Source organism: Acidimicrobiales bacterium (genome assembly GCA_033344915.1).
GTDB lineage: Bacteria > Actinomycetota > Acidimicrobiia > Acidimicrobiales > Aldehydirespiratoraceae > JAJRXC01.
The window spans coordinates 4,303,024-4,321,199 of the sequence record JAWPML010000001.1; the positions used below are offsets into that span (position 1 = coordinate 4,303,024).

The 18,176-nt window shown below is 68.5% G+C and carries 25 protein-coding genes; 16 read left to right on the top strand and 9 right to left on the bottom strand.

Annotation, left to right across the window (positions count from 1 at the left end):
• The first annotated feature begins 47 nt into the window (after positions 1-47).
• The 3 genes from R8F63_21025 to R8F63_21035 are packed head-to-tail and all read left to right on the top strand — an operon-like array spanning position 48 to position 1,386.
• Positions 48-290, top strand: a complete 243-nt coding sequence (locus tag R8F63_21025; protein ID MDW3221096.1) for a hypothetical protein — start codon at positions 48-50, stop codon at positions 288-290.
• Between the two features lie 9 nt (positions 291-299).
• Complete coding sequence (locus tag R8F63_21030) at positions 300-1,007, top strand: DUF4386 family protein (GenBank protein ID MDW3221097.1); 708 nt, start codon at positions 300-302, stop codon at positions 1,005-1,007.
• Positions 1,008-1,053: 46 nt separating this feature from the next.
• A complete protein-coding gene (locus R8F63_21035) occupies positions 1,054-1,386 on the top strand; it encodes a 2TM domain-containing protein (GenBank protein MDW3221098.1) in 333 nt (110 codons plus the stop codon).
• Here the strand turns inward: R8F63_21035 and R8F63_21040 are convergent.
• Positions 1,372-2,193 carry an IS3 family transposase gene (locus R8F63_21040; GenBank protein ID MDW3221099.1) on the bottom strand — a complete coding sequence of 274 codons (822 nt, stop codon included), beginning with the start codon at positions 2,191-2,193 and terminating at the stop codon, positions 1,372-1,374. The two genes, R8F63_21035 and R8F63_21040, sit on opposite strands and share 15 nt — an antisense overlap.
• A gap of 41 nt (positions 2,194-2,234) precedes the next feature.
• Positions 2,235-2,513, bottom strand: a complete 279-nt coding sequence (locus tag R8F63_21045; GenBank protein ID MDW3221100.1) for a transposase — start codon at positions 2,511-2,513, stop codon at positions 2,235-2,237.
• A 175-nt stretch (positions 2,514-2,688) separates the two neighbouring features.
• Here R8F63_21045 and R8F63_21050 point away from each other — a divergent pair, with 175 nt between their 5' ends.
• The 5 genes from R8F63_21050 (at position 2,689) to R8F63_21070 (ending at position 6,159) form a co-directional block, all read left to right on the top strand.
• A complete protein-coding gene (locus R8F63_21050) occupies positions 2,689-3,681 on the top strand; it encodes an alpha/beta hydrolase (GenBank protein MDW3221101.1) in 993 nt (330 codons plus the stop codon).
• Positions 3,682-3,751: 70 nt separating this feature from the next.
• Positions 3,752-4,486, top strand: coding sequence for a DUF4386 domain-containing protein (locus R8F63_21055; GenBank protein ID MDW3221102.1), 735 nt, complete (start codon positions 3,752-3,754; stop codon positions 4,484-4,486).
• Positions 4,487-4,490: 4 nt separating this feature from the next.
• The gene (locus R8F63_21060; GenBank protein ID MDW3221103.1) at positions 4,491-4,820 is read left to right on the top strand and encodes a 2TM domain-containing protein; all 330 of its coding nucleotides are present in this window, start codon (positions 4,491-4,493) and stop codon (positions 4,818-4,820) included.
• Positions 4,817-5,554: an SDR family oxidoreductase gene (locus R8F63_21065; protein ID MDW3221104.1), complete on the top strand. Its 738-nt coding sequence runs from the start codon at positions 4,817-4,819 to the stop codon at positions 5,552-5,554. Before R8F63_21060 ends, R8F63_21065 begins: the two co-directional genes overlap by 4 nt.
• Positions 5,555-5,688: 134 nt before the next feature.
• The gene (locus R8F63_21070) at positions 5,689-6,159 is read left to right on the top strand and encodes a DUF6328 family protein (protein MDW3221105.1); all 471 of its coding nucleotides are present in this window, start codon (positions 5,689-5,691) and stop codon (positions 6,157-6,159) included.
• A 60-nt stretch (positions 6,160-6,219) separates the two neighbouring features.
• Here R8F63_21070 and R8F63_21075 read toward each other — a convergent pair whose 3' ends face one another.
• On the bottom strand, positions 6,220-6,633 hold the full coding sequence (locus tag R8F63_21075) for a VOC family protein (protein MDW3221106.1): 414 nt from the start codon (positions 6,631-6,633) through the stop codon (positions 6,220-6,222).
• Positions 6,634-6,708: 75 nt separating this feature from the next.
• On the opposite strand from R8F63_21075, the gene R8F63_21080 reads away from it, so the two are divergent.
• Complete coding sequence (locus R8F63_21080) at positions 6,709-7,308, top strand: PadR family transcriptional regulator (protein MDW3221107.1); 600 nt, start codon at positions 6,709-6,711, stop codon at positions 7,306-7,308.
• 21 nt (positions 7,309-7,329) lie between these two features.
• On the opposite strand, the gene R8F63_21085 is transcribed toward R8F63_21080, so the two are convergent.
• Complete coding sequence (locus tag R8F63_21085; protein ID MDW3221108.1) at positions 7,330-8,130, bottom strand: VOC family protein; 801 nt, start codon at positions 8,128-8,130, stop codon at positions 7,330-7,332.
• Positions 8,131-8,241: 111 nt separating this feature from the next.
• Here R8F63_21085 and R8F63_21090 point away from each other — a divergent pair, with 111 nt between their 5' ends.
• From R8F63_21090 to R8F63_21105, 4 genes are all read left to right on the top strand, one after another.
• Complete coding sequence (locus R8F63_21090) at positions 8,242-8,961, top strand: DsbA family protein (protein ID MDW3221109.1); 720 nt, start codon at positions 8,242-8,244, stop codon at positions 8,959-8,961.
• Between the two features lie 41 nt (positions 8,962-9,002).
• Positions 9,003-9,260 carry a Rho termination factor gene (locus R8F63_21095; GenBank protein MDW3221110.1) on the top strand — a complete coding sequence of 86 codons (258 nt, stop codon included), beginning with the start codon at positions 9,003-9,005 and terminating at the stop codon, positions 9,258-9,260.
• Positions 9,261-9,321: 61 nt separating this feature from the next.
• Positions 9,322-10,200 (top strand): hypothetical protein, encoded by an 879-nt coding sequence (locus R8F63_21100; GenBank protein MDW3221111.1) that lies wholly within the window; start codon positions 9,322-9,324, stop codon positions 10,198-10,200.
• A 2-nt stretch (positions 10,201-10,202) separates the two neighbouring features.
• A complete protein-coding gene (locus R8F63_21105; protein MDW3221112.1) occupies positions 10,203-11,111 on the top strand; it encodes a hypothetical protein in 909 nt (302 codons plus the stop codon).
• A gap of 7 nt (positions 11,112-11,118) precedes the next feature.
• Here R8F63_21105 and R8F63_21110 read toward each other — a convergent pair whose 3' ends face one another.
• Genes R8F63_21110 through R8F63_21120 form a run of 3 tightly spaced genes read right to left on the bottom strand, consistent with a single transcriptional unit; the run spans position 11,119 to position 13,874 of the window.
• Positions 11,119-13,176, bottom strand: a complete 2,058-nt coding sequence (locus R8F63_21110; GenBank protein ID MDW3221113.1) for a copper-translocating P-type ATPase — start codon at positions 13,174-13,176, stop codon at positions 11,119-11,121.
• Positions 13,177-13,236: 60 nt separating this feature from the next.
• Entirely contained in the window at positions 13,237-13,536 is a 300-nt protein-coding gene (locus tag R8F63_21115) for a hypothetical protein (protein ID MDW3221114.1), read from the bottom strand.
• A 20-nt stretch (positions 13,537-13,556) separates the two neighbouring features.
• The gene (locus R8F63_21120; GenBank protein MDW3221115.1) at positions 13,557-13,874 is read right to left on the bottom strand and encodes a ferredoxin; all 318 of its coding nucleotides are present in this window, start codon (positions 13,872-13,874) and stop codon (positions 13,557-13,559) included.
• A 136-nt stretch (positions 13,875-14,010) separates the two neighbouring features.
• Between R8F63_21120 and R8F63_21125 the strand changes: the two genes are divergently transcribed.
• From R8F63_21125 to R8F63_21135, 3 genes are read left to right on the top strand one after another with little or no spacing between them, the layout of a single operon-like run.
• The gene (locus R8F63_21125) at positions 14,011-14,370 is read left to right on the top strand and encodes a hypothetical protein (protein ID MDW3221116.1); all 360 of its coding nucleotides are present in this window, start codon (positions 14,011-14,013) and stop codon (positions 14,368-14,370) included.
• A 15-nt stretch (positions 14,371-14,385) separates the two neighbouring features.
• Entirely contained in the window at positions 14,386-15,723 is a 1,338-nt protein-coding gene (locus R8F63_21130; protein MDW3221117.1) for a class II fumarate hydratase, read from the top strand.
• Positions 15,720-16,652 (top strand): pseudouridine-5'-phosphate glycosidase, encoded by a 933-nt coding sequence (locus R8F63_21135; protein ID MDW3221118.1) that lies wholly within the window; start codon positions 15,720-15,722, stop codon positions 16,650-16,652. Before R8F63_21130 ends, R8F63_21135 begins: the two co-directional genes overlap by 4 nt.
• Positions 16,653-16,764: 112 nt before the next feature.
• On the opposite strand, the gene R8F63_21140 is transcribed toward R8F63_21135, so the two are convergent.
• Together R8F63_21140 and R8F63_21145 are read right to left on the bottom strand one after the other, a co-directional pair.
• Complete coding sequence (locus R8F63_21140) at positions 16,765-17,643, bottom strand: patatin-like phospholipase family protein (GenBank protein ID MDW3221119.1); 879 nt, start codon at positions 17,641-17,643, stop codon at positions 16,765-16,767.
• Positions 17,644-17,673: 30 nt separating this feature from the next.
• The gene (locus R8F63_21145) at positions 17,674-18,138 is read right to left on the bottom strand and encodes a hypothetical protein (GenBank protein MDW3221120.1); all 465 of its coding nucleotides are present in this window, start codon (positions 18,136-18,138) and stop codon (positions 17,674-17,676) included.
• Between the last annotated feature and the right edge of the window lie 38 nt (positions 18,139-18,176).

The following is an 18,176-nucleotide window of genomic DNA, read 5'->3' on the forward strand; positions in this document are numbered from 1 at the left end:
AGCGACGAGCGAAGACCCATCACCCCCTCCTCCATGACAGTGGCGCCATGAACGAAACGATCACCTACGAGATCGTCATTCGAGGCAACGCCAGCGAACGAGTGCTCGGTGCCCTTCGGGACGACTTCACGATCGAAGCCACCGACGCCGGAACCACTCGGCTGACCGGCCCGATCCGTGATGCCGCCCACCTCCACGGCGTCGTCACCCATCTGACGTCGCTCGCGATCGACATCGTCAGCTTCTGGCCGACCGAACCCGACGTCCCCCAACCCGACCAATCCACCTGAAAGGAAACCATGACCACCACCACCACCCACAACCCGACGAGCGAGCAGCTCGACTCGTCCCGAGCCGGCGCGATCGGCGCTCTCATCGCCGCCGCGACCTTCGTGTTCGGCATCGCCCTGCTCGTCACGAGCCTGAGCGGCTACACCGAAGGCGCCACCACGCCGGCCGAGTCCGTCGACTTCCTCGTCGGCCATCAGTCGACGCTCTTCGTCTGGTACCTCGTGATCTTCCTGGTGTTCGGCGTCGCCATCATCCCGCTGGCCCGCACGCTGCATCGACGCCTCGCCGACATCAGCCCGCAACTCGCCGACATCGGCACCGTCTTCGCCTACATCTGGGCCGGCCTCATGTTCGCCACCGGCATGATCTCCAACATCGGCATCACCGCCGTCGCCGACCTCGACGAAACCGACCCCGCCGCAGCCGAAGCGCTGTGGTCGAGCATCGACACCGTCACCGACGGTCTCGGCGGCGGCAACGAGCTGGTCGGTGGGGTGTGGATTCTGCTGGTGAGCCTCGCTGCCTGGGGCACCAAGCGTCTCCCCACGGGACTCAACGTGCTGGGCATCGTCAGCGCCGCCGCCGGGCTCATCACGCTCGTCCCGGGCCTGTCCGATGTCGGGATTGTGTTCGGGCTCGGATCCATCGCATGGTTCGCCTGGACCGGCATCGTCCTGCTCCGCCAGCCGGAGCCAAGCCGGACCCTGACGGCCTGAGACGCGATCGTCCGCGATGCGAACTCCCAACGAGAGGAACGAACCCATGTCCACCGACGAACGAGAGGAAGCGGCCAGGCGGTACGTCGAGCAGCTTCTTGCGTTCCACGCCCACGCCGGCATGTTCGCCATCGGCGTGCTCGTCATGTTCGCCGTGAACCTCCTCACCAACCTCTCCGCCGGGCTCGCCGGTGACTGGTCGGCCTGGTGGTCCGCCTGGGCCCTCATCGGCTGGGGCGCCGGGATAGCTGTCCATGGTCTCGTCGTCCGGCTCAATCGACCGTCGCTTGCGTCATCGACCTGGGAGCAGCGACTGATCCAGAATGGCGTTCCCCCGCTACGTGAGACAGGGGTGGTTGTCAGTTCATGCTGCTCGTGAGGCAGCGTAGGTCTCAGCGGGGGTGCGGTGCTCGAGCCCGGCCTGGTGCCGGGCTCGGTTGTAGAAGGTCTCGATGTAGTCGAACAGGATCGTGCGCAGTTCGGAGCGGGTGATCTGGCGCCAGTCGCCGTGAAGGTGTCGGATCTCGCGCTTGAGTGCGGCCCAGACCGACTCCATCGCTGCGTTGTCGAAGCAATCGCCGGTCGAGGAGTACGAGGCGCGCAGGCCCCAGTCGGCGAGACGGTTGGAGAACTCCACCGCGGTGTATTGGGCGCCTCGGTCGGCGTGGTGGATCAGCTCGGCGTCGGGGTCTCTGCGGGCGAGCGCCATGACGAGTGCGTTGACGACGAGGTCGGTGGTTTGGCGTTCGCCCATCGACCAGCCGGCGATCCCTCGATCGTGCAGATCGACGATCCCCGCGAGGAACAGCTTGCCATCGAGGCAGCCGAACTCGGTGATGTCGGCGACCCAGCGCAGGTCTGACGCCTCGGCGGTGAAGTCCCGCTCGAGGAGATCTCCGGCCGGTGCCGTGTTCGCGCCGCGCCGCCACTTCTTGCGGCTGTGCGCGCCGACGAGGCCGAGCTCGGCCATGATCCGCGCGACCCGCTTCTCGCCGACGCGAATGCCGGCTCGGCGGAGCTGACCCCAGACTCTCGGTGAGCCGTAGGTGCCGCGGGACTGCCGGTAGATGTCGACGATCTCGTTGGCCAGGTAGGCGTCGTCAACGAGCCGATCCGACACGGCGCCGCCGGTCCAGCGATAGTAGGTCGCCCTCGGCAGCTCGACGAGCTCGCAGAGCTTGTTCACGTGATGGTCCGCTCGATGGTCGTCAACGAACCAGCAGCGGGTCACCGGTTCGTCTCTCTCGCGAAATACTGCGCCGCCTTGCGAAGGATCTCCTTCTCCTCCTCGACCTCGACGACGCGTTTGCGGAGCCGGATCAGCTCCGCGCGTTCGTCCTCATCGAGGCCGCCCGCGTCACGAGCTTCGAACTCGTTGACCCAGGCGGCCAACGACCCATCGGCGATGCCGAGCGATCGCGCGATCTCGACTCGTGGCCGATCCGAGCGGCGATACAGCTGCACCGCCTCGCGACGGAACTCCTCAGGATATCGATGTGTGCCCATCGTGGACTCCTTCCCGGGAACAGTCTCCCAGGCTCAGATGCCTCACGAAACGGGGGAACTCCAGAAGGTGCTCGACGAATGACCGCCTGACTCTCTCCCTTTCAGGACCGAACCTGTCCGCAATGGTTCGTACCTTGATCTGCAGTTACCCATCAAGCGAATGAAGAGGAATGTCATGACCGAACGAACCGATTTCCCCGCACCCACCATGATCCCGGTCAACGGGGTGGAACTCGAGGTCTTCGAAGCCGGCCGGGAGCACGCCGGCAACCCGATCGTGCTGTGTCACGGCTGGCCCGAGCACGCCTACTCGTGGCGCCATCAGATCCCCGCCCTCGCCGCCGCCGGCTACCACGTCATCGCCCCCAACCAGCGGGGCTACGGCAACTCGTCACGGCCGGCCGAGGTCACCGCCTACGACCTCGAGCACCTCACGGGCGATCTCGTCGCCCTGCTCGATCACTACGGGTATGACGACGCAACCTTCGTCGGCCACGACTGGGGCGCCAACGTCGTGTGGGGGCTCGCCCAGCTACACCCCAGCCGCGTCCGCAGGATGATCAACCTGAGCCTGCCCTACCAGGAACGGGGAGAGCAGCCCTGGATCGAGTTCATGGAGACGGTCTTCGGTGACGACTTCTACTTCGTCCACTTCAACCGCCAGCCCGGTGTCGCCGACGCCGTCCTCGACGACAACGTGGAGCGATTCCTGAGGAACCTGTATCGCAAGAACGTGCCGGTCGCGGAGCCCGAGCCCGGGATGATGATGATCAACCTCGCCCGAGCCGAAGCGCCGCTGGGCGACCCGGTGATGAGCGACGACGAGCTGGCCGTGTTCGTCGCCGCCTTCGACGTCGCCGGGTTCACGGGCAGCATCAACTGGTACCGGAACATGGACCGGAACTGGCACCGCTTCGCCGACGTCGATTCGGTCATGCATCAGCCGGCACTCATGATCTACGGGGACCGGGACTCGATTCCGCGGTCGGAGAACCTGTCCGACTTCGTACCGAACGTCGACATCATCGGCCTGGACTGCGGTCACTGGATCCAGCAGGAGATGCCGCAGGAGACGACGGACGCGATCCTGGGCTGGCTACGACGTCAGGAGGACCGTCCGGTCGTCGAACCGGTCGCCTCGGCCTCAGCGGCCGGCGGTGGTCGGTAGCGCGGTGGTTGACGTCGTACTTAGTACGGCTATAGTTGGTCGTACTAAGTACGACACGTGAGGAATGGCAATGACCACAACGATCTCCCCCTCGAAAGCGAGCGAAGGTTCGATCAGCCGTCGAGGCGCCGCACTGACCGCCGGAGTCGGCTACGTGCTCCTGTTCGGGCTCGCGATCTTCGCCAACTTCTTCGTCCGAGAGGGCCTGGTCGTCAGCGACGATGCTGCGGCGACGGCGGCCAACATCGCCGAGTCGAACACGTTGTTCCGATTCGGACTGCTGGCGTTCGTGGCCATCTTCCTGATCGACATCGTCGTCGCGTGGGCCATCCACATCGTGTTCCGGCGAACCCACCACGACCTGTCGCTCGTGGCTGCATGGTCACGCCTCGTCTACACCGTGTTCCTGGGCGTCGCGGCAATCTTCTTCTTCCAGGCACTCGCGTTCTACGACGCCACCGTCGTGGGCGATGTCATCGACGTTGCCGAACGCAACGCTCAGGCGCTCGTCGGACTCGAGCTGTTCAACGCCACCTGGCTCATCGGCCTCGCCGCCTTCGGGCTCCATCTCATCGTTCTCGGAACGCTCGTCGCCCGATCGACCGAGACGCCGCGCTGGCTCGGCCTCGTGATGATCGTCGCCGGCACCGCCTACATCGTCGACACCACCGCCTACACGGTGCTCGCCGATTACGCCGACCACGCCGACACCTTCCTCGCGATCGTGTCCGTGCCGTCGATCATCGCCGAAGGCTGGTTCGGTCTCTGGCTGCTCACCCGGGCCCGCCGAACCCTGACGGCCTGAACCGATGTCCGCCCAACCCCATGCATCGAGTCCCCTCGATCACGCCCCCGTCGAACGAGAGGAAGCGGCCAGGCGGTACGTCGAGCAGCTTCTTGCGTTCCACGCCCACGCCGGCATGTTCGCCATCGGCGTGCTCGTCATGTTCGCCGTGAACCTCCTCACCAACCTCTCCGCCGGGCTCGCCGGTGACTGGTCGGCCTGGTGGTCCGCCTGGGCCCTCATCGGCTGGGGCGCCGGGATAGCTGTCCATGGTCTCGTCGTCCGGCTCAATCGACCGTCGCTTGCGTCATCGACCTGGGAGCAGCGACTGATCGACAAGGTGCTCGGGCGATGACCGCCCCGCGCTCGCACGGGCAGCAGAGCCGCCGTGCCCTGGTCACCGGCGCGGCCAGTGGGATCGGCCTCGCCCTGGCGACATTGCTGTCCCAGCGCCACCACCAACTCCATCTCGTCGACATCGATGCGGATGGGCTGGCAGCCGCAGCGGCAGCGACCTCAGCCGCAACGGCCACTCCTGGCAACGTCGCTGACGCCGCGACGATGCAGGACCTCGCAGACGAGATCGGCCCGGTGGATCTCCTCGGTCTGAACGCGGGCGTGATCAGCACGACGATGGGGGCGCCGTGGGAAGCGCCACCCGACGAATGGGATCGCGTCCTCGGGGTGAACCTCCTCGGGGTCGTCAACGGCCTGCGTTCGTTCGTGCCGTCGATGCTCGAGCGAGATACGCGAAGCAACATCCTGATCACGGCGTCGCTCGCGGGCGCCGCAACCTGGCCCGGTGGCGGTCCGTACGCCGCCTCCAAGCATGCGGTCCTCGCGGTCGCCGAACAAGCCGCCCTCAACCTGGCCGGGACCAACATCTCGGTAACCGTGCTGTGCCCTGCCCTGGTGCGCACGGGTATGTCCGCCGGCGGCGCCGACCCGGCCGAGGTGGCTGCCGAGGCCCTGCAGGCGGTCGAACAGGAGCGGTTCGCCGTCGTCCCCCTCGAGTGGACATCGGCTATCGAGCGCCGGGCGAAGACGTTGGGCGACGGAAGCCGTCCCACCGCACCGGAACCGAGCTGACCGGTCTCGATCGAGAAGGCCTCGTCGTCCGCACGGGCGGCGGGTTTGGCGCGGTGCGAGCCGGGGTAGGCCGGGTGTCACCCGAACGAGGAGGCCGAGATGCGGACGTTCGCACGCAAGGCGATGGTGCGGCGATGAAGGCAAGCCGCGAGGACGCCACCGACGACGACGTCGACGAACAGTTCCTGGCGCTGCTGGAAGGTCTGCGAACGTCACTCCCCGGGGTGCAGGTGCTCTTTGCCTTCCTGCTCACGGCACCGCTTCAGGGCAAGTTCTCCGAGCTGTCGGACGGGCAACGTGGCGTTTTCGCCACGGCGTTCTACGCCGCGGGTCTCTCCTCGGTACTGCTCATCGCGCCGAGCGTGCACCAGCGCATGCGAGCGCCCATTTCCGGGATCCGGCGCCGCACCCGACGCCATGTGGTCGTCGCCACCTGGCTGACGATCGTCGGAACCGGGTTCATGGGTGTGGCGGTTGCCGCGACGACGTACCTCGTGTCGGATCTCGTCTTCGGGACAGCCACGAGCGTGCTCGCCACCACGGTTCTCAGCTCGACCCTGGTCTGGAGCTGGGTGTATCTGCCGCTCGTGGCGTTCCGCCGCTGATGCGTGCGCCGGACGCCAGCGCAGCGTCGTGATGGAGGACCGGATGGCCGTCGGCGCGGGTCAGCTCACGGACGCGACGAATTCGGGTGAGAGGTGGAAGAGTTCGAACTGGATGAGATCCGGATCCTTGAACGTGAGTACCGAGCCGTACTCGCGGTCGACGACGGGGGTGTGGGTGACGCCGAGCCGCGCGAAGTGCTCCTGCCACTCGACGAGTTGGTCGCGGCTGTCGACTTCGAGGCCCATGTGGTCGAACCCGGTCCGCACCGGGTCGAAGGTCTCGCCGGCGTTGGCGTCGTGTTGCTGGAACTCGATGGCGTTGCCGTCGGGGAGCTCGAGGAGCACGGCTCGCCAGGTGTCCTCTTCGAGGGTCGTGAGTTGTGGGAGTCCGAACACCTCCTTCCACCAGGCTGCGGTCTTCTCGCAGTCCCGGACCGAGAACGAGATGTGGGACACGCCGTTGAAGGTTGGCATCGGACCTCCGTGGTTGCAGACTTCCTCCGAATCGGAGCACCTGGGTAGTATGCTCCGAACCGGAGGAAAGAGCAAGTGGCTGAACTGACGACGACGTCCTACGCGATTCTCTCGCTGCTCGGGATCCGCGACTGGACGACGTATCAGCTCGCTCAGCAGATGGATCGCAGCGTCGGTCGCATGTGGCCGCGGGCGGCGAGCGTCGTCTACGAGGAACCGAAACGACTCGTCCGCCTCGGCCTGGCCGAGTCGCGCAAGGAGTACACCGGCAAGCGGGCGAGCACGGTCTACTCGATCACCGCCGACGGCCGCGACGCGCTCGCCGCGTGGCTGGCCTCTCCGGGTGCGGCGCCGAGCGTCGAGTTCGAAGCGTTGCTGAAGGTGGCCTTCGCCGACAACGGCTCGGTCGACGCCCTGCGCGCCAACCTCGCCGCGGTGCGAGCCCACGCCGAGGCCGAGGTCGAGTACGCCGACCAGCGTCGCCTGGAGTACCACGAGTCGGGGGGTCCGTTTCCGGACCGACTCCCCGTCATCGCGCTCGCCCATCGCTTCTTCCAGGAGCAGAACCTGGCCCTGCTGCGCTGGGTCGAGTGGGCGGAGACGGCGGTCGACGAGTGGTCGGGCGTCACGCCCGAGACCGGCGCGAGTGTGCCGCCGGGCGCGTTCGAGCGGTAGCGCGCCCCGGCGCTCGCGTGCTCAGAAGTCGGCGGGTGGGGTCTCCGGCTGCATCACCGAGAAATTGCCGCCGGCGGGGTCGTGGGCGACCACCATCGTGCCCACGCCGGGGATCGGCATGGCCGGCATGACGATGCTTCCGCCGGCCGCCTCGATCCGCCCGACCGTGGCGGCGACGTCGGCGACGCTGAAGTAGGTGGCCCAGTGGTTGGGCACCATCTCGGGCACCTCGGGGGCCATCTGCATGATGCCGCCGAGCCCCTCGTCGTTGGTGCCGCCCGCGATCAGGTGGTAGCCGGGCATGGCCGCGCCGGACTGGTACTCCCAACCGAAGACGGCGGCGTAGAACGGGAGTGCGGCATCGACATCGCGGGTGTTGAGCTCGGCCCAGCTGTAGGTGTTCTCGACATTGCCGACCTCGGCCCCGATGTGGTCGACGGGCTTCCACACGGAGAACGCGGCGCCTGTCGGGTCGGTGTAGATGGCCATCTCGCCGGCCGTCATCACCTGCATGCCCGGCATCATCACCGACCCGCCGTTGGCGGTGACCTTCTCGGTGGTTTCGGCGACGTCGGCGGTGGTGATGTAGGTGTTCCACACGGCGGGCATCTCGCCCATGCCGGGCGGCTGCCCGCCCAGCCCGGCGACGGCCTTCCCGTCCTTGCGGAACATCACGTAGACCCGATTGCCGTCATCGTCGAGCTGATCCTCGGACTCCCAGCCGAACACCGATGTGTAGAACTGCGCCGACGCGTCCACGTCGGGGCTCATCAGGTCGACCCACGACGGGGTACCGGGCTCGTGGGACGCGAAATCGACCATGGGGGTGCTCCTGGGTGAAGGGGGTGTGGCGTCAGCCTGCCGAAGGGGTGTGACATCCGCAAGGGCAACGCGCCGATGTTTCAGTCGGCGCATTCCGGGAACAACGAGAACATGGACGACATCACGCCCGACCCCGCTCGCCGCCCGGTCGACCACGCGATCGTGGTCTACAGCGACATCGCCTGCCCGTGGGCCCACGTTCTCGTCCACCGCCTCGACGAAGCACGTCGTGAACTCGGGGTCGACACCGAGGTCGCCGTCGACCATCGGGCGTTCCCGCTGGAGCTGTTCAACCGTCAACCGACGCAGAAGGCGCTGCTCGATGCCGAGATCCCCGTGCTGGCGGAGCTCGTGCCGGCCGCCGGGTGGTCGCCGGACGGCGCCGAGCCCTGGACCTATCCGGTGTCCACCCTGGCCGCGCTCGAGGCCGTGCAGGCCGCCAAGGCCCAGGGCCGTGAGCTCAGCGTCGCGCTCGATCTCGCCCTGCGCCGCGCCTTCTTCGAGGCGTGGGCGTGTGTCGGCGTCCACGGTGTCGTCATGGACATCGCGGCGGGCGTCGACGGCCTCGATCAGGAGAAACTCTGGTCCGACCTCGGTCGGCCGGGGCCGCGTTCGGAGGTCTGGGACAGCTTCCGGGTCGCCCGGGAGTCCGCTGACATCGCCGGCAGCCCGACGCTCGTCCTTCCCGACGGCACGATCCATCACAACCCCGGGATCGACTTCGAATGGGACGGCGAAGACCCCGATCGCGAACTGCGGATCCTCGAGCATGATCCCGACGCGGTGCGCCGGCTGGTGGAACAGGCCGCCGCCACGAGAACCGTCGACTGACCAGCGCGACAAGACACAAGCCACGAGCAAGGAGCACCCGCATGGCACCCCCGACCGATCACGGTCCCTCCATCAAGGACGACGAGCAGTACGAGAGTCTGCGTGAGGACGGCATGAGCAAGTCCAAGGCCGCGGCGATCGCGAACAGCGACCGTGAGGAGACGGCCCGCAAGGGCGGCGAATCGCCCCCGTACGAGGAGTGGACCAAGGAGGAGCTCTACGACCGAGCTCGCGAGCTCGACGTCGACGGACGGTCCGACATGACGAAGGACGAACTCATCGACGCGCTCAGGAGCTGATCGCGACGTCGCGCGCGGCGCGCGGTTGAAGCGGTCGACGGTCGCCCGGTACGTTCCGAGCGTGCCTCAGGCCCGCCGTGTCGCCACTGTCGTCGTCAGCTTCCTCGCCGTGGCGCTGATCGCGACGGCGTGTGACCCGAACCCGGAGCCCGAGACGGCGTGCACGGTCGGCGCGAACGGGGGCAACCCCGTGATCGTCGTCGGCGGCACGTTCAGCCCCGGCTTCGCCAACGAGGCGTTCCTCGGGAACAGCCTCGAGGCCGCAGGGTTCACCCATTGCATCTTCGAGCTCAAGGGCGACGACGACCTCGGCAATCTCCCGGGCACGATGCCGATCGAGATCTCCGGCTATGCGCTGAAGCTCTTCATCGAGGACGTGCTGGACTGGTCCGGTGCCGATCAGGTCGACCTCGTCGGCCATTCGCAGGGAGCGCTCGCGGCACGCGCCGCGGTCGCGCTCTACGGCGCGGAGGACGACGTCGACAAGCTGATCTCGTTGGCGGGGCCGAACACCGGCACCGACGCCGCCGCCCTCGTCGAGCTGCTCGTCGGCCCAGTCCTCGCGCCGTTCGGTGTCGACTGTGACGACGTGGCCCCCTGCCATCAGATGCAACAGGAGTCGGACTTCATCGAGATGCTCAACGCGGGCGGCCTCACGCCGGGCGATGTCGACTACTACGCGTTCACCACCGACAACGACGAGCTCGTCTGGTACTGGGGCACCGGCCCGCTCGGGCTCCCCGTGGTCCGTCACGACAATGCCGAGCTCGGCCCGGGGGCGACCAACCTCGACGTCGACGACATGTGCCTCGTCCGCGTCGTCGGGCACCTCGGGATGATCGTCGATCCTGTGCCGATCCACATGGTGATCGACGCGCTGAACGGTGACCCGATCGACGTCCCGCTCGCCACCTGCCTCCTGCCGCCGGTCGTGATCTGACCATGCCCGCCACGGGAGAGGCGGCGCGCGCGCGGCGGTTGGGAGCGGCGCTCGAACCGGTGATCGGGCAGGTCTACTTCTCTCCGGAATGTCATGCCCGGTACGGGCTGCTCGGCTTCGATCCGTCGCCGGGCGAGGCGAACGGCGTGGCGCTGCCCGATGGCCCGGCGTACTTCACGAGCCGGGGGTCGGTGATGGGGCAGGTGCGCGGCGAGGTCGTGGCGTCCGCGTTCGGGGTCTTCGACCCTCGTGTCGTGATCCCCGCCGTCGAGCGGGGCTGGTCACTCACCGACGCGGACACGATCTGTGAGGCCCGCGACGCCGGGGCGCTCGACCAGCTCGAGCGGATCCTCGGCCCGGACCCGGTCGGCCGCGAGCGCGTGGAGGTCCTTCTCCTCCGGGCGACGAACGACCTGCGGATCGGTGGCCGCCCGCTGGCCGCAGGCCTCGTGGGTCTCGCCGACCCCGACCATCCGCTGGGGACGGTGTGGCGCCGCGGCGACCTGCTGCGGGAGTTCCGGGGCGACAGTCATACGGCTGCGTGGGTGAGCGCCGGTCTCGATGCGGTTCAGATCGGGCTGCTGACGGAGCTCTACTGGGGGCTGCCGATGCGCAGCTACGCGCGCACCCGCGGGTGGGCCGACGCCGACTTCGACACCGCGTTCGACGCGCTCCGTTCGAGCGGCGACATCGACGCCGACGGGCGGTTCACCGACCGGGGACGTGAGCGACGCGAGGAGATCGAGCGCCGAACCGATGAGCAGATGGTCCCGGTGCTCGACGTGCTCGGCGACGACATCGACGAACTGATCGCGTTGCTCGAGCCGTGGGGTCGCGCGATCCGGGCGGCGGCGGGCTATCTGGCGGCGGGTCCCCACGATCTCGCCGCCCAGACCGGCGCGGCCGAGTAGACGACGGCTACGCGGGTCGGAGGTCGAGTCGGCGGAGAAGCTGCGCGTTGGCCGCGACGACGATCGTGGAGGCGCTCATCGCGAGGGCAGCCGCCGCCGGGGGCAAGCTGATTCCGGCGAACGAGAATGCGCCGGCGGCGATGGGGATGGCGAGCAGGTTGTAGGCGGTCGCCCAGACCAGGTTCTGGACCATCTTGCGGTAGCTGGCGGTCGAGAGGTCGATGACCCCGGTGACCCCGCGTGGGTCGTTGGAGGCGAGCACGACACCGGCCGATTCGATCGCGACGTCGGTTCCGGCGCCGATCGCGATCCCGACGTCGGCTCGGGCGAGCGCGGGGGCGTCGTTGACGCCGTCGCCCACCATGGCGACGGTCAATCCGCGGCTCTGGAGCTCGGCGACCTTGGAGTCCTTGTCCTGGGGCAGGACTTCGGCGAACACCTCGTCGATCTCGAGCTGGGCGGCAACGCCGTCGGCCACCTGTCGGGCGTCGCCGGTGATGAGCACGACGCGTTTGCCCTGTCGATGCAGCGTCTCGATCGCGATCCGCGACTCGGGCCGGATCTCGTCGGCGAGGGTCAGCGCGCCGGCGACGCGGCCGTCGTCCAGGACGTAGAGGACGGAGCCGCCGTCGTTTCGCCATCGGATGAGGGTCGGGCCGAGCTCCGGGGGTTCGGGAGCGCCGGACGACTCGAGCAGTGCCGGTCCCCCGACCTGGATCTCGTGGCCGTCGACCATTCCCCGCACGCCGCGCCCGCTCGACGCGGTGAGGTCGGTGGCTGCCGGCAGGTCTTCGCGGGCGGGCCCCGCCGTGATGATGGCTCGCGCGATCGGGTGCTCGCTCTCGATCTCCACCGCAGCCGCCAGGGCCAGGACCTGCTCTGCGCTCCAGCCGTCGGCTGCCGCGTGGTCGACGACCGCGTGGTTGCCCTTGGTCAACGTGCCCGTCTTGTCGAACAGGATGGCGTCGACCGTGCGCATCCGCTCCAGCGCCAGCCGGTTCTTGACCAGGATGCCGGCCCGTGCCGATGTCGCCGTCGAGATGGCGATCACCAGCGGGATCGCGAGTCCGAGCGCATGGGGGCAGGCGATGACCAGAACGGTGACGGTTCGGATCACACCCTCGGCGGGGTCGCCGGCCACGAGCCATGCGGCGAAGGTCACCACGGCGGAGCCGGCGGCGAGATAGAAGAGCGCCGCCGCGGCGCGATCGGCGAGGGCCTGGGTGCGGGATTGGGAGGACTGTGCGTCGGCGACGAGCCGCTGGATGCCGGCCAGGGCGGTGTCGTCACCCACCGCGTCGATGCGGACGCGTATCGACGAGTCCGTCGACACCGTGCCGGCCACGACTCGGTCTCCCTCGCCGCGGGCGGCGGGTCGGGACTCGCCGGTGATCATGGACTCGTCGAGCGCAGCGCGGCCGTCGACGATGATCCCGTCGGCCGGCACCCGGGATCCGGGCCGAACGAGGACGACGTCGTCGACGACCAGGTCGGCGATCGCCACCTCCTCGACCGCGTCGTCGGACACCCGCTCCGCTCGATCCGGTAGCAGTGCCGCGAGCGCGGCGAGCGCGCCCTGGGCCTGACCGATCGCCTTCATCTCCTGCCAATGGCCCAGCAGCATGACGACGATGAGGGCGGCGAGTTCCCACCAGAAATCGAGCTCGCCCCAGCCGAGCGACGACGCCAGCGACGACCCGTAGGCGACCGTGATCGCCAACGAGATCAGGAGCATCATCCCCGGCTGCCGGTTCCGGAGCTCCGCGACGCCACCGGTGAGGAAGGGTCGGCCGCCCTGGACGTAGATGACGGTGCCGATCAGCGGAGGTATCCACGATGCCCACGGCGCGTCGATCTCGTAGCCGAACCATTCCTGGATCTGAACGGAGAACACCAGCACGGGCACGGCCAGCGCGAGGTTCCGCCAGAACAGACGTCGGAACACGTCCGGATCGTGTCCGGCATGGCGGTCGTGGTGATGGTGATCGTGGTGGTCGTGGTCGTTCATGTCGCTCACCGCCCGATGGGTCTCGTCGCCGTTGTCTCCCGGTTGTACACCTTCCATCCAACTAGAAGGTCAAGCGCGGAGAAACGACGCCACGGTGGGCGCTGACGGACGAACGAGTCAGGTCGGCAGCGAACGGATGACGGCGATGTCGTCGGCCGACACCGCGGCTCCGTAGGCGGCGGCGTAGAGACCCCGGTGCCCGCCGCCGGCGTCGAGCGCATAGAGGATGGCTTCATCGCCGGGGTCACTCGCGCCCTCGAACCGGACGATCTCGTCGACGTGCATCGCCGACGGCTCGTAGACCGCGCCGCATTCGTCGCACTCCAGGAGCTGCTGGTCGTTGGCGCGATAGTCGATGTGGTACCCGGCGTCGCGCAGTCGGTCGATTGCCTGGCTCAGTGTCTCCATCGGTGCCATCGAGCCACCTCCTGGCGTGCTCAGACGCCGCGGGCGTCGATCGACGCCTGGTTGAACGGTTCGAGCATGATGCACTCGCCGGGGCATTCCTCCGCGGCCTCGACGGCATCGCCGATGAGCGCGTCCGGAACCCGCGCGACCCCCGCCGCCATGTCGGGGCCGTGCCCCTCGCCGGACTCGCCGTCGAACACGATCCGCTTGTCGAAGTGGGCGGCTTCCTCCTTCACGACCCACAGACCGTCGTCGCGCGCCTCGAACACATCGGGACAGATCTCCGAACAGATGCCGTCGCCGGTGCAGAGGTCCTGATCGATCCAGACCATCAAGGTGGTTTCCATGGTTCCTGTTCTGGTCGGCGTCGAGCGGCCGATCCGGTCCCATTCTGGTGCCGTTTCGGTGCATTGTCAGGCCGCGCCGCCGAGGACGCCGCTTCGGGCGGATCGGCCGTCGGCGGCGCCTTGGTAGTGTCGCCCCGTGAACGTCTTCTGGTCCGGCGCCCGTAGTGCGAGAGACGCACTGGTCGAGGACCAACACCGGCCGCTTCCGTGCCGGGCCCCGTTGTGGCGCCTGATCCTCGAGGAGATCGCCCTCCTCGCTCGGCGGATCGGCCGCTGGAAGGTGTGGTCGGCGGCGGGAGCGGTGTTCGTGGTGGTGCTGGTCGTCGAGGTCGCCCTGTCGAGCGAGACGCCCGGGCCGGAACTCGCCGACTGGTGGCGCTGGTCGCTCGCCGCGGCGCTCTCGGTGGTCACCCTGTGCGTGTGGGCTGTCGTCCACGCGGTCCGTCGGACGCGCTCGGCGCCGGTGACGCCCGCGGAGCGAACCGGTGGGCGTTGATCGGGAGGAGACGCGATGTCGGAACTCTGGGGCGGCGAAACGCGAAAGGCGATCAACAACTTCCCCATCTCGGGGGAGTCGGTGCCGACGGCGGTCGTCCGCTGGCTCGGGCGCCTGAAGTCCGCCGCCGCGACCGTCAACGCCGAGTTGGGCCTGCTGGACGGCGACATCGCGCGGCGGGTGTCCGCCGCGGCTGACGAGATCAGCGCCGGGCACCACGACGACCAGTTCCCCGTCGACGTCTTCCAGACCGGGTCGGGCACGTCGACGAACATGAACGTCAACGAGGTGATCGCAACGCTCGCCGGGCCGGACGTGCACCCGAACGACCACGTCAATCTGGGGCAGAGCTCGAACGACGTGTTCCCGACCGCCGTGCATCTCGCCGCAGTGGACGCGGCGACGACGGAACTGATTCCGGCCTTGCGTTCGCTCGAGCGATCGCTCGCCGCGAAGTCGGCGGAGTTCGGCGATCTCGCCAAGGCCGGGCGGACCCATCTCATGGACGCCGTGCCCATCACCCTCGGGCAGGAGTTCGGGGCGTTCGCCCAACAGATCCGGCTCGGCATCGACCGGGTCGAGGCCGTGCTCTCGCGCGTGGCCGCGGTCCCGTTGGGCGGCACCGCCGTCGGCACCGGGCTCAACACCCATCCTGATTTCGCCGCCCGGGTGCGAGAGACACTGGCGACCCGGACGGGGATCGAGTCGACCGAACCGGCCGATCGGTTCGAGGCGCAGAGCAGCCGGGATTCGCTGGTCGAGCTCTCCGGCGCGCTCAAGGTCGTGGCCGTCTCGCTGACCAAGATCGCGAACGATCTCGCCCTCCTGGCGAGCGGGCCGCGCGCCGGGCTCGGCGAGATCACGCTGCCCGAGCTCCAGAAGGGGTCATCGATCATGCCGGGCAAGGTGAACCCGGTGATTCCCGAGGTGGTGCTCCAGGTGGCGGCCCAGGTGATCGGCAACGACACCGCCATCTCGATCGGGGGCATGCAGGGGAACTTCCAGCTCAACGCCCGCGTTCCCCTGATCGCCCGGAACCTGTTGGGCTCGATGCGGATCCTGTCGAGCGCGTCGAGCATTCTCGCGTCGCGCTGCGTCGACGGGATCGTGGCCAACCCGGCGCGGCTGGAATGGCTGGCCGACCACACACTGGCATCGGCGACGGCGCTGAATCCGATCGTGGGGTACGACGTGGCGAGCGAGATCGTCGCCCTGGCCGAGCGGGATGACCTGTCACTGCGGGAGGCCGCGCTCGCGTTCGACCTGACCGCGGCGCAGGTCACCGATCTGCTGGACGCGCGCCGGATCGCTCGGGGCAACCAGGTCGACGAGCCGGGAGATGCGAACGAATGAACATCCCGATCGCCGGCCCCCACCCCGACCTCGTGATCGCCGACGAGGTGGCCGCAGCCCTGAAGGACGGCGCGCCGGTCGTCGCGCTCGAGAGCACCATCATCAGCCACGGCATGCCGTTCCCCCAGAACGTCGAGATGGCCACCGAGGTCGAGCGGATCATCCGCGCCGGCGGTGCCGTCCCCGCGACGATCGCCGTGCTCGACGGGCGGCCCCGGATCGGGCTGTCCGCCGACGACCTGCACCTCCTCGCCACGAGCGCCGACGTCGCCAAGGTCAGCACCCGTGACCTGCCCTATGCGATCGCCCGGGGCATCCATGGCGCCACGACCGTGGCCTCCACCATGCGGCTCGCGGCGCTCGCCGGCATCTCGGTGTTCGTGACCGGCGGCCTGGGCGGCGTGCACCGCGGCGCCGAGCGGACCTACGACGTCAGCGCCGATCTGACCGAGCTGTCGCGGACGAACGTCGCCGTGGTGTCGGCCGGCGTGAAGTCGATCCTCGACATCGGCCTCACCCTGGAGGCACTCGAGACGCTGGCGGTGCCGGTGGTGGCCTTCGGTACCGACGAGTTCCCGGCGTTCTTCTCGCGAGCCAGCGGCCACGCGGCACCGATGACCCTCGATTCGCCCGCCGATCTTGCCGCGCTCATGGCGGCCAAGTGGCGGCTCGGCCTCGACGGCGGCGTGGCGATCGTGAACCCGATCCCGGTCGCCGACGAGATCCCGGCCGAGGAGATCGGCGTGATCATCGAGCAGGCGCTGGTCGACATGGAGGCGAACGGCATCCACGGCAAGGATGCCACCCCCTTCCTGCTCGGCCGCATCGTCGAGATCACCGCAGGGGCGAGCCTCACCGCGAACATCGCGCTCGTCGACAACAACGCCCGCCTCGGCGCCCAGGTCGCCTGCGAGTACGCCGCCCTCTGACCCTCCCCCCTTGCGTTCTCCCCCCCTTGCGTTCTGGGTGAACGGGGGCGAATTCCAGCCCTCCGTTCACCCAGAACGCAAGGTTCCAACGCCAGAACGAGAGGGGAGGGCCTCAGGCGTTGGCGTCGCTCTTCGGCGCGTGATGGCGGTGCAGGGAGAGGAACCGCTCCGGATCAGGAAGGTGGTGGTTGCCGCTCTCGAACCAGTCGCGGGTGACGAACTGAGCGCGGGTGATCAGTTCGTCGGCGTGGCCGAAGTCCGTCGAACTCACGGTGAGCGGGCACAGGGGAGGGACGACGATCATCTCGACCCGGTCCGACAACTGAGCGACCTCGACGATGAGCCGCTGCTCGAGCATCAGGGTGAGGGCATGCGTCGCGGCCGTGAGCGGCGATCTCGGTGCATGGTCCAGGGCGCACGCGAATCCCGCCGGGACGATGACCACGCGGTCGGCACCCAACGCCACGGCCTGGGACACGGCGGTGTTGTCGGCCACCCCGCCGTCCATGAGCGTGCGCCCTTCCCGTTCGACTGGCGGAAACACTGCGGGCAGCGCCGCACTCGCCAGCACAGCGGACACCGCGTCACCGGTGGACAGCAAGACTTCTTCGCCGCTCAGTACGTCGGTCGCGATGACATGGATGGGCAGTGCCGCGTCCTCGAGGTGGCGGATCCGCAACTGGGTGTCGATCAGGCGGCGCAGTGGTCCTGCGGAGCAGAGCGATGCCCGTCGCCCGGCCAGCGCGAGCGCGTGCCGGAGCGGCGAGAGCGGGAACACGCTCGATCGATCGAGGTTGCGCCAGATGGCTCCGAGTCGGTCGATCGCCGAGGGGGTGAACCCCTCGGCGGCCACATAGGCGGCGTTCAGCGCGCCGGCCGACGTTCCGACGAGGAAGTCGGGGCGGATCCGTTGCTCGTGGAGGGCGGCCAGCATGCCGACCTGCACGGCGCCGAGACTGCCACCCCCGGAGAGGACGAATGCGGTGGGCATCGTCGGAGCTGCTCCCTCGTCGGTGCGGGCTCAGCGCCGAGCAGCCGCGGGGAACGCCTGAGCCAGGCGAGCCAGGGTGAGGGCGGCGAGCAGGAGGCCGAAGTCCCGCAGCGCGACGTCGTAGTGGTCGGCCAGCATCAACAGGTTGACGATGATGCCGCCGAGCCATGCCGCGACGAGGTAGCCGCCGAATCGCGGTCGCAGGGCCACGACGAGTCCGGCGACGATCTCGATCGCACCGACGACGTACATGAGGGTGTGCGCATCGGCGTTGAACAGGTCGGCGAACTCCGGCGCGAGGTACACGTCCCAGTCGACGAGCACGTGGGCGAACTTGTCGAGTCCGAACGCGATCGGGGCGACGATGAACCCGAGTCGGAGCAACCAGAACGCCTGATAGGCCGGATCGCTCAGCGCCCGGCTCCGCTCGGGCGGGCGGGCGTGATCGGCGGCGTTCCCGCCGCGTTCGTTGCTGGTGATGGTCGGGGTACTCATGGCGAATCCTCTCTATAACAAGTGACTGTTTGTGATAG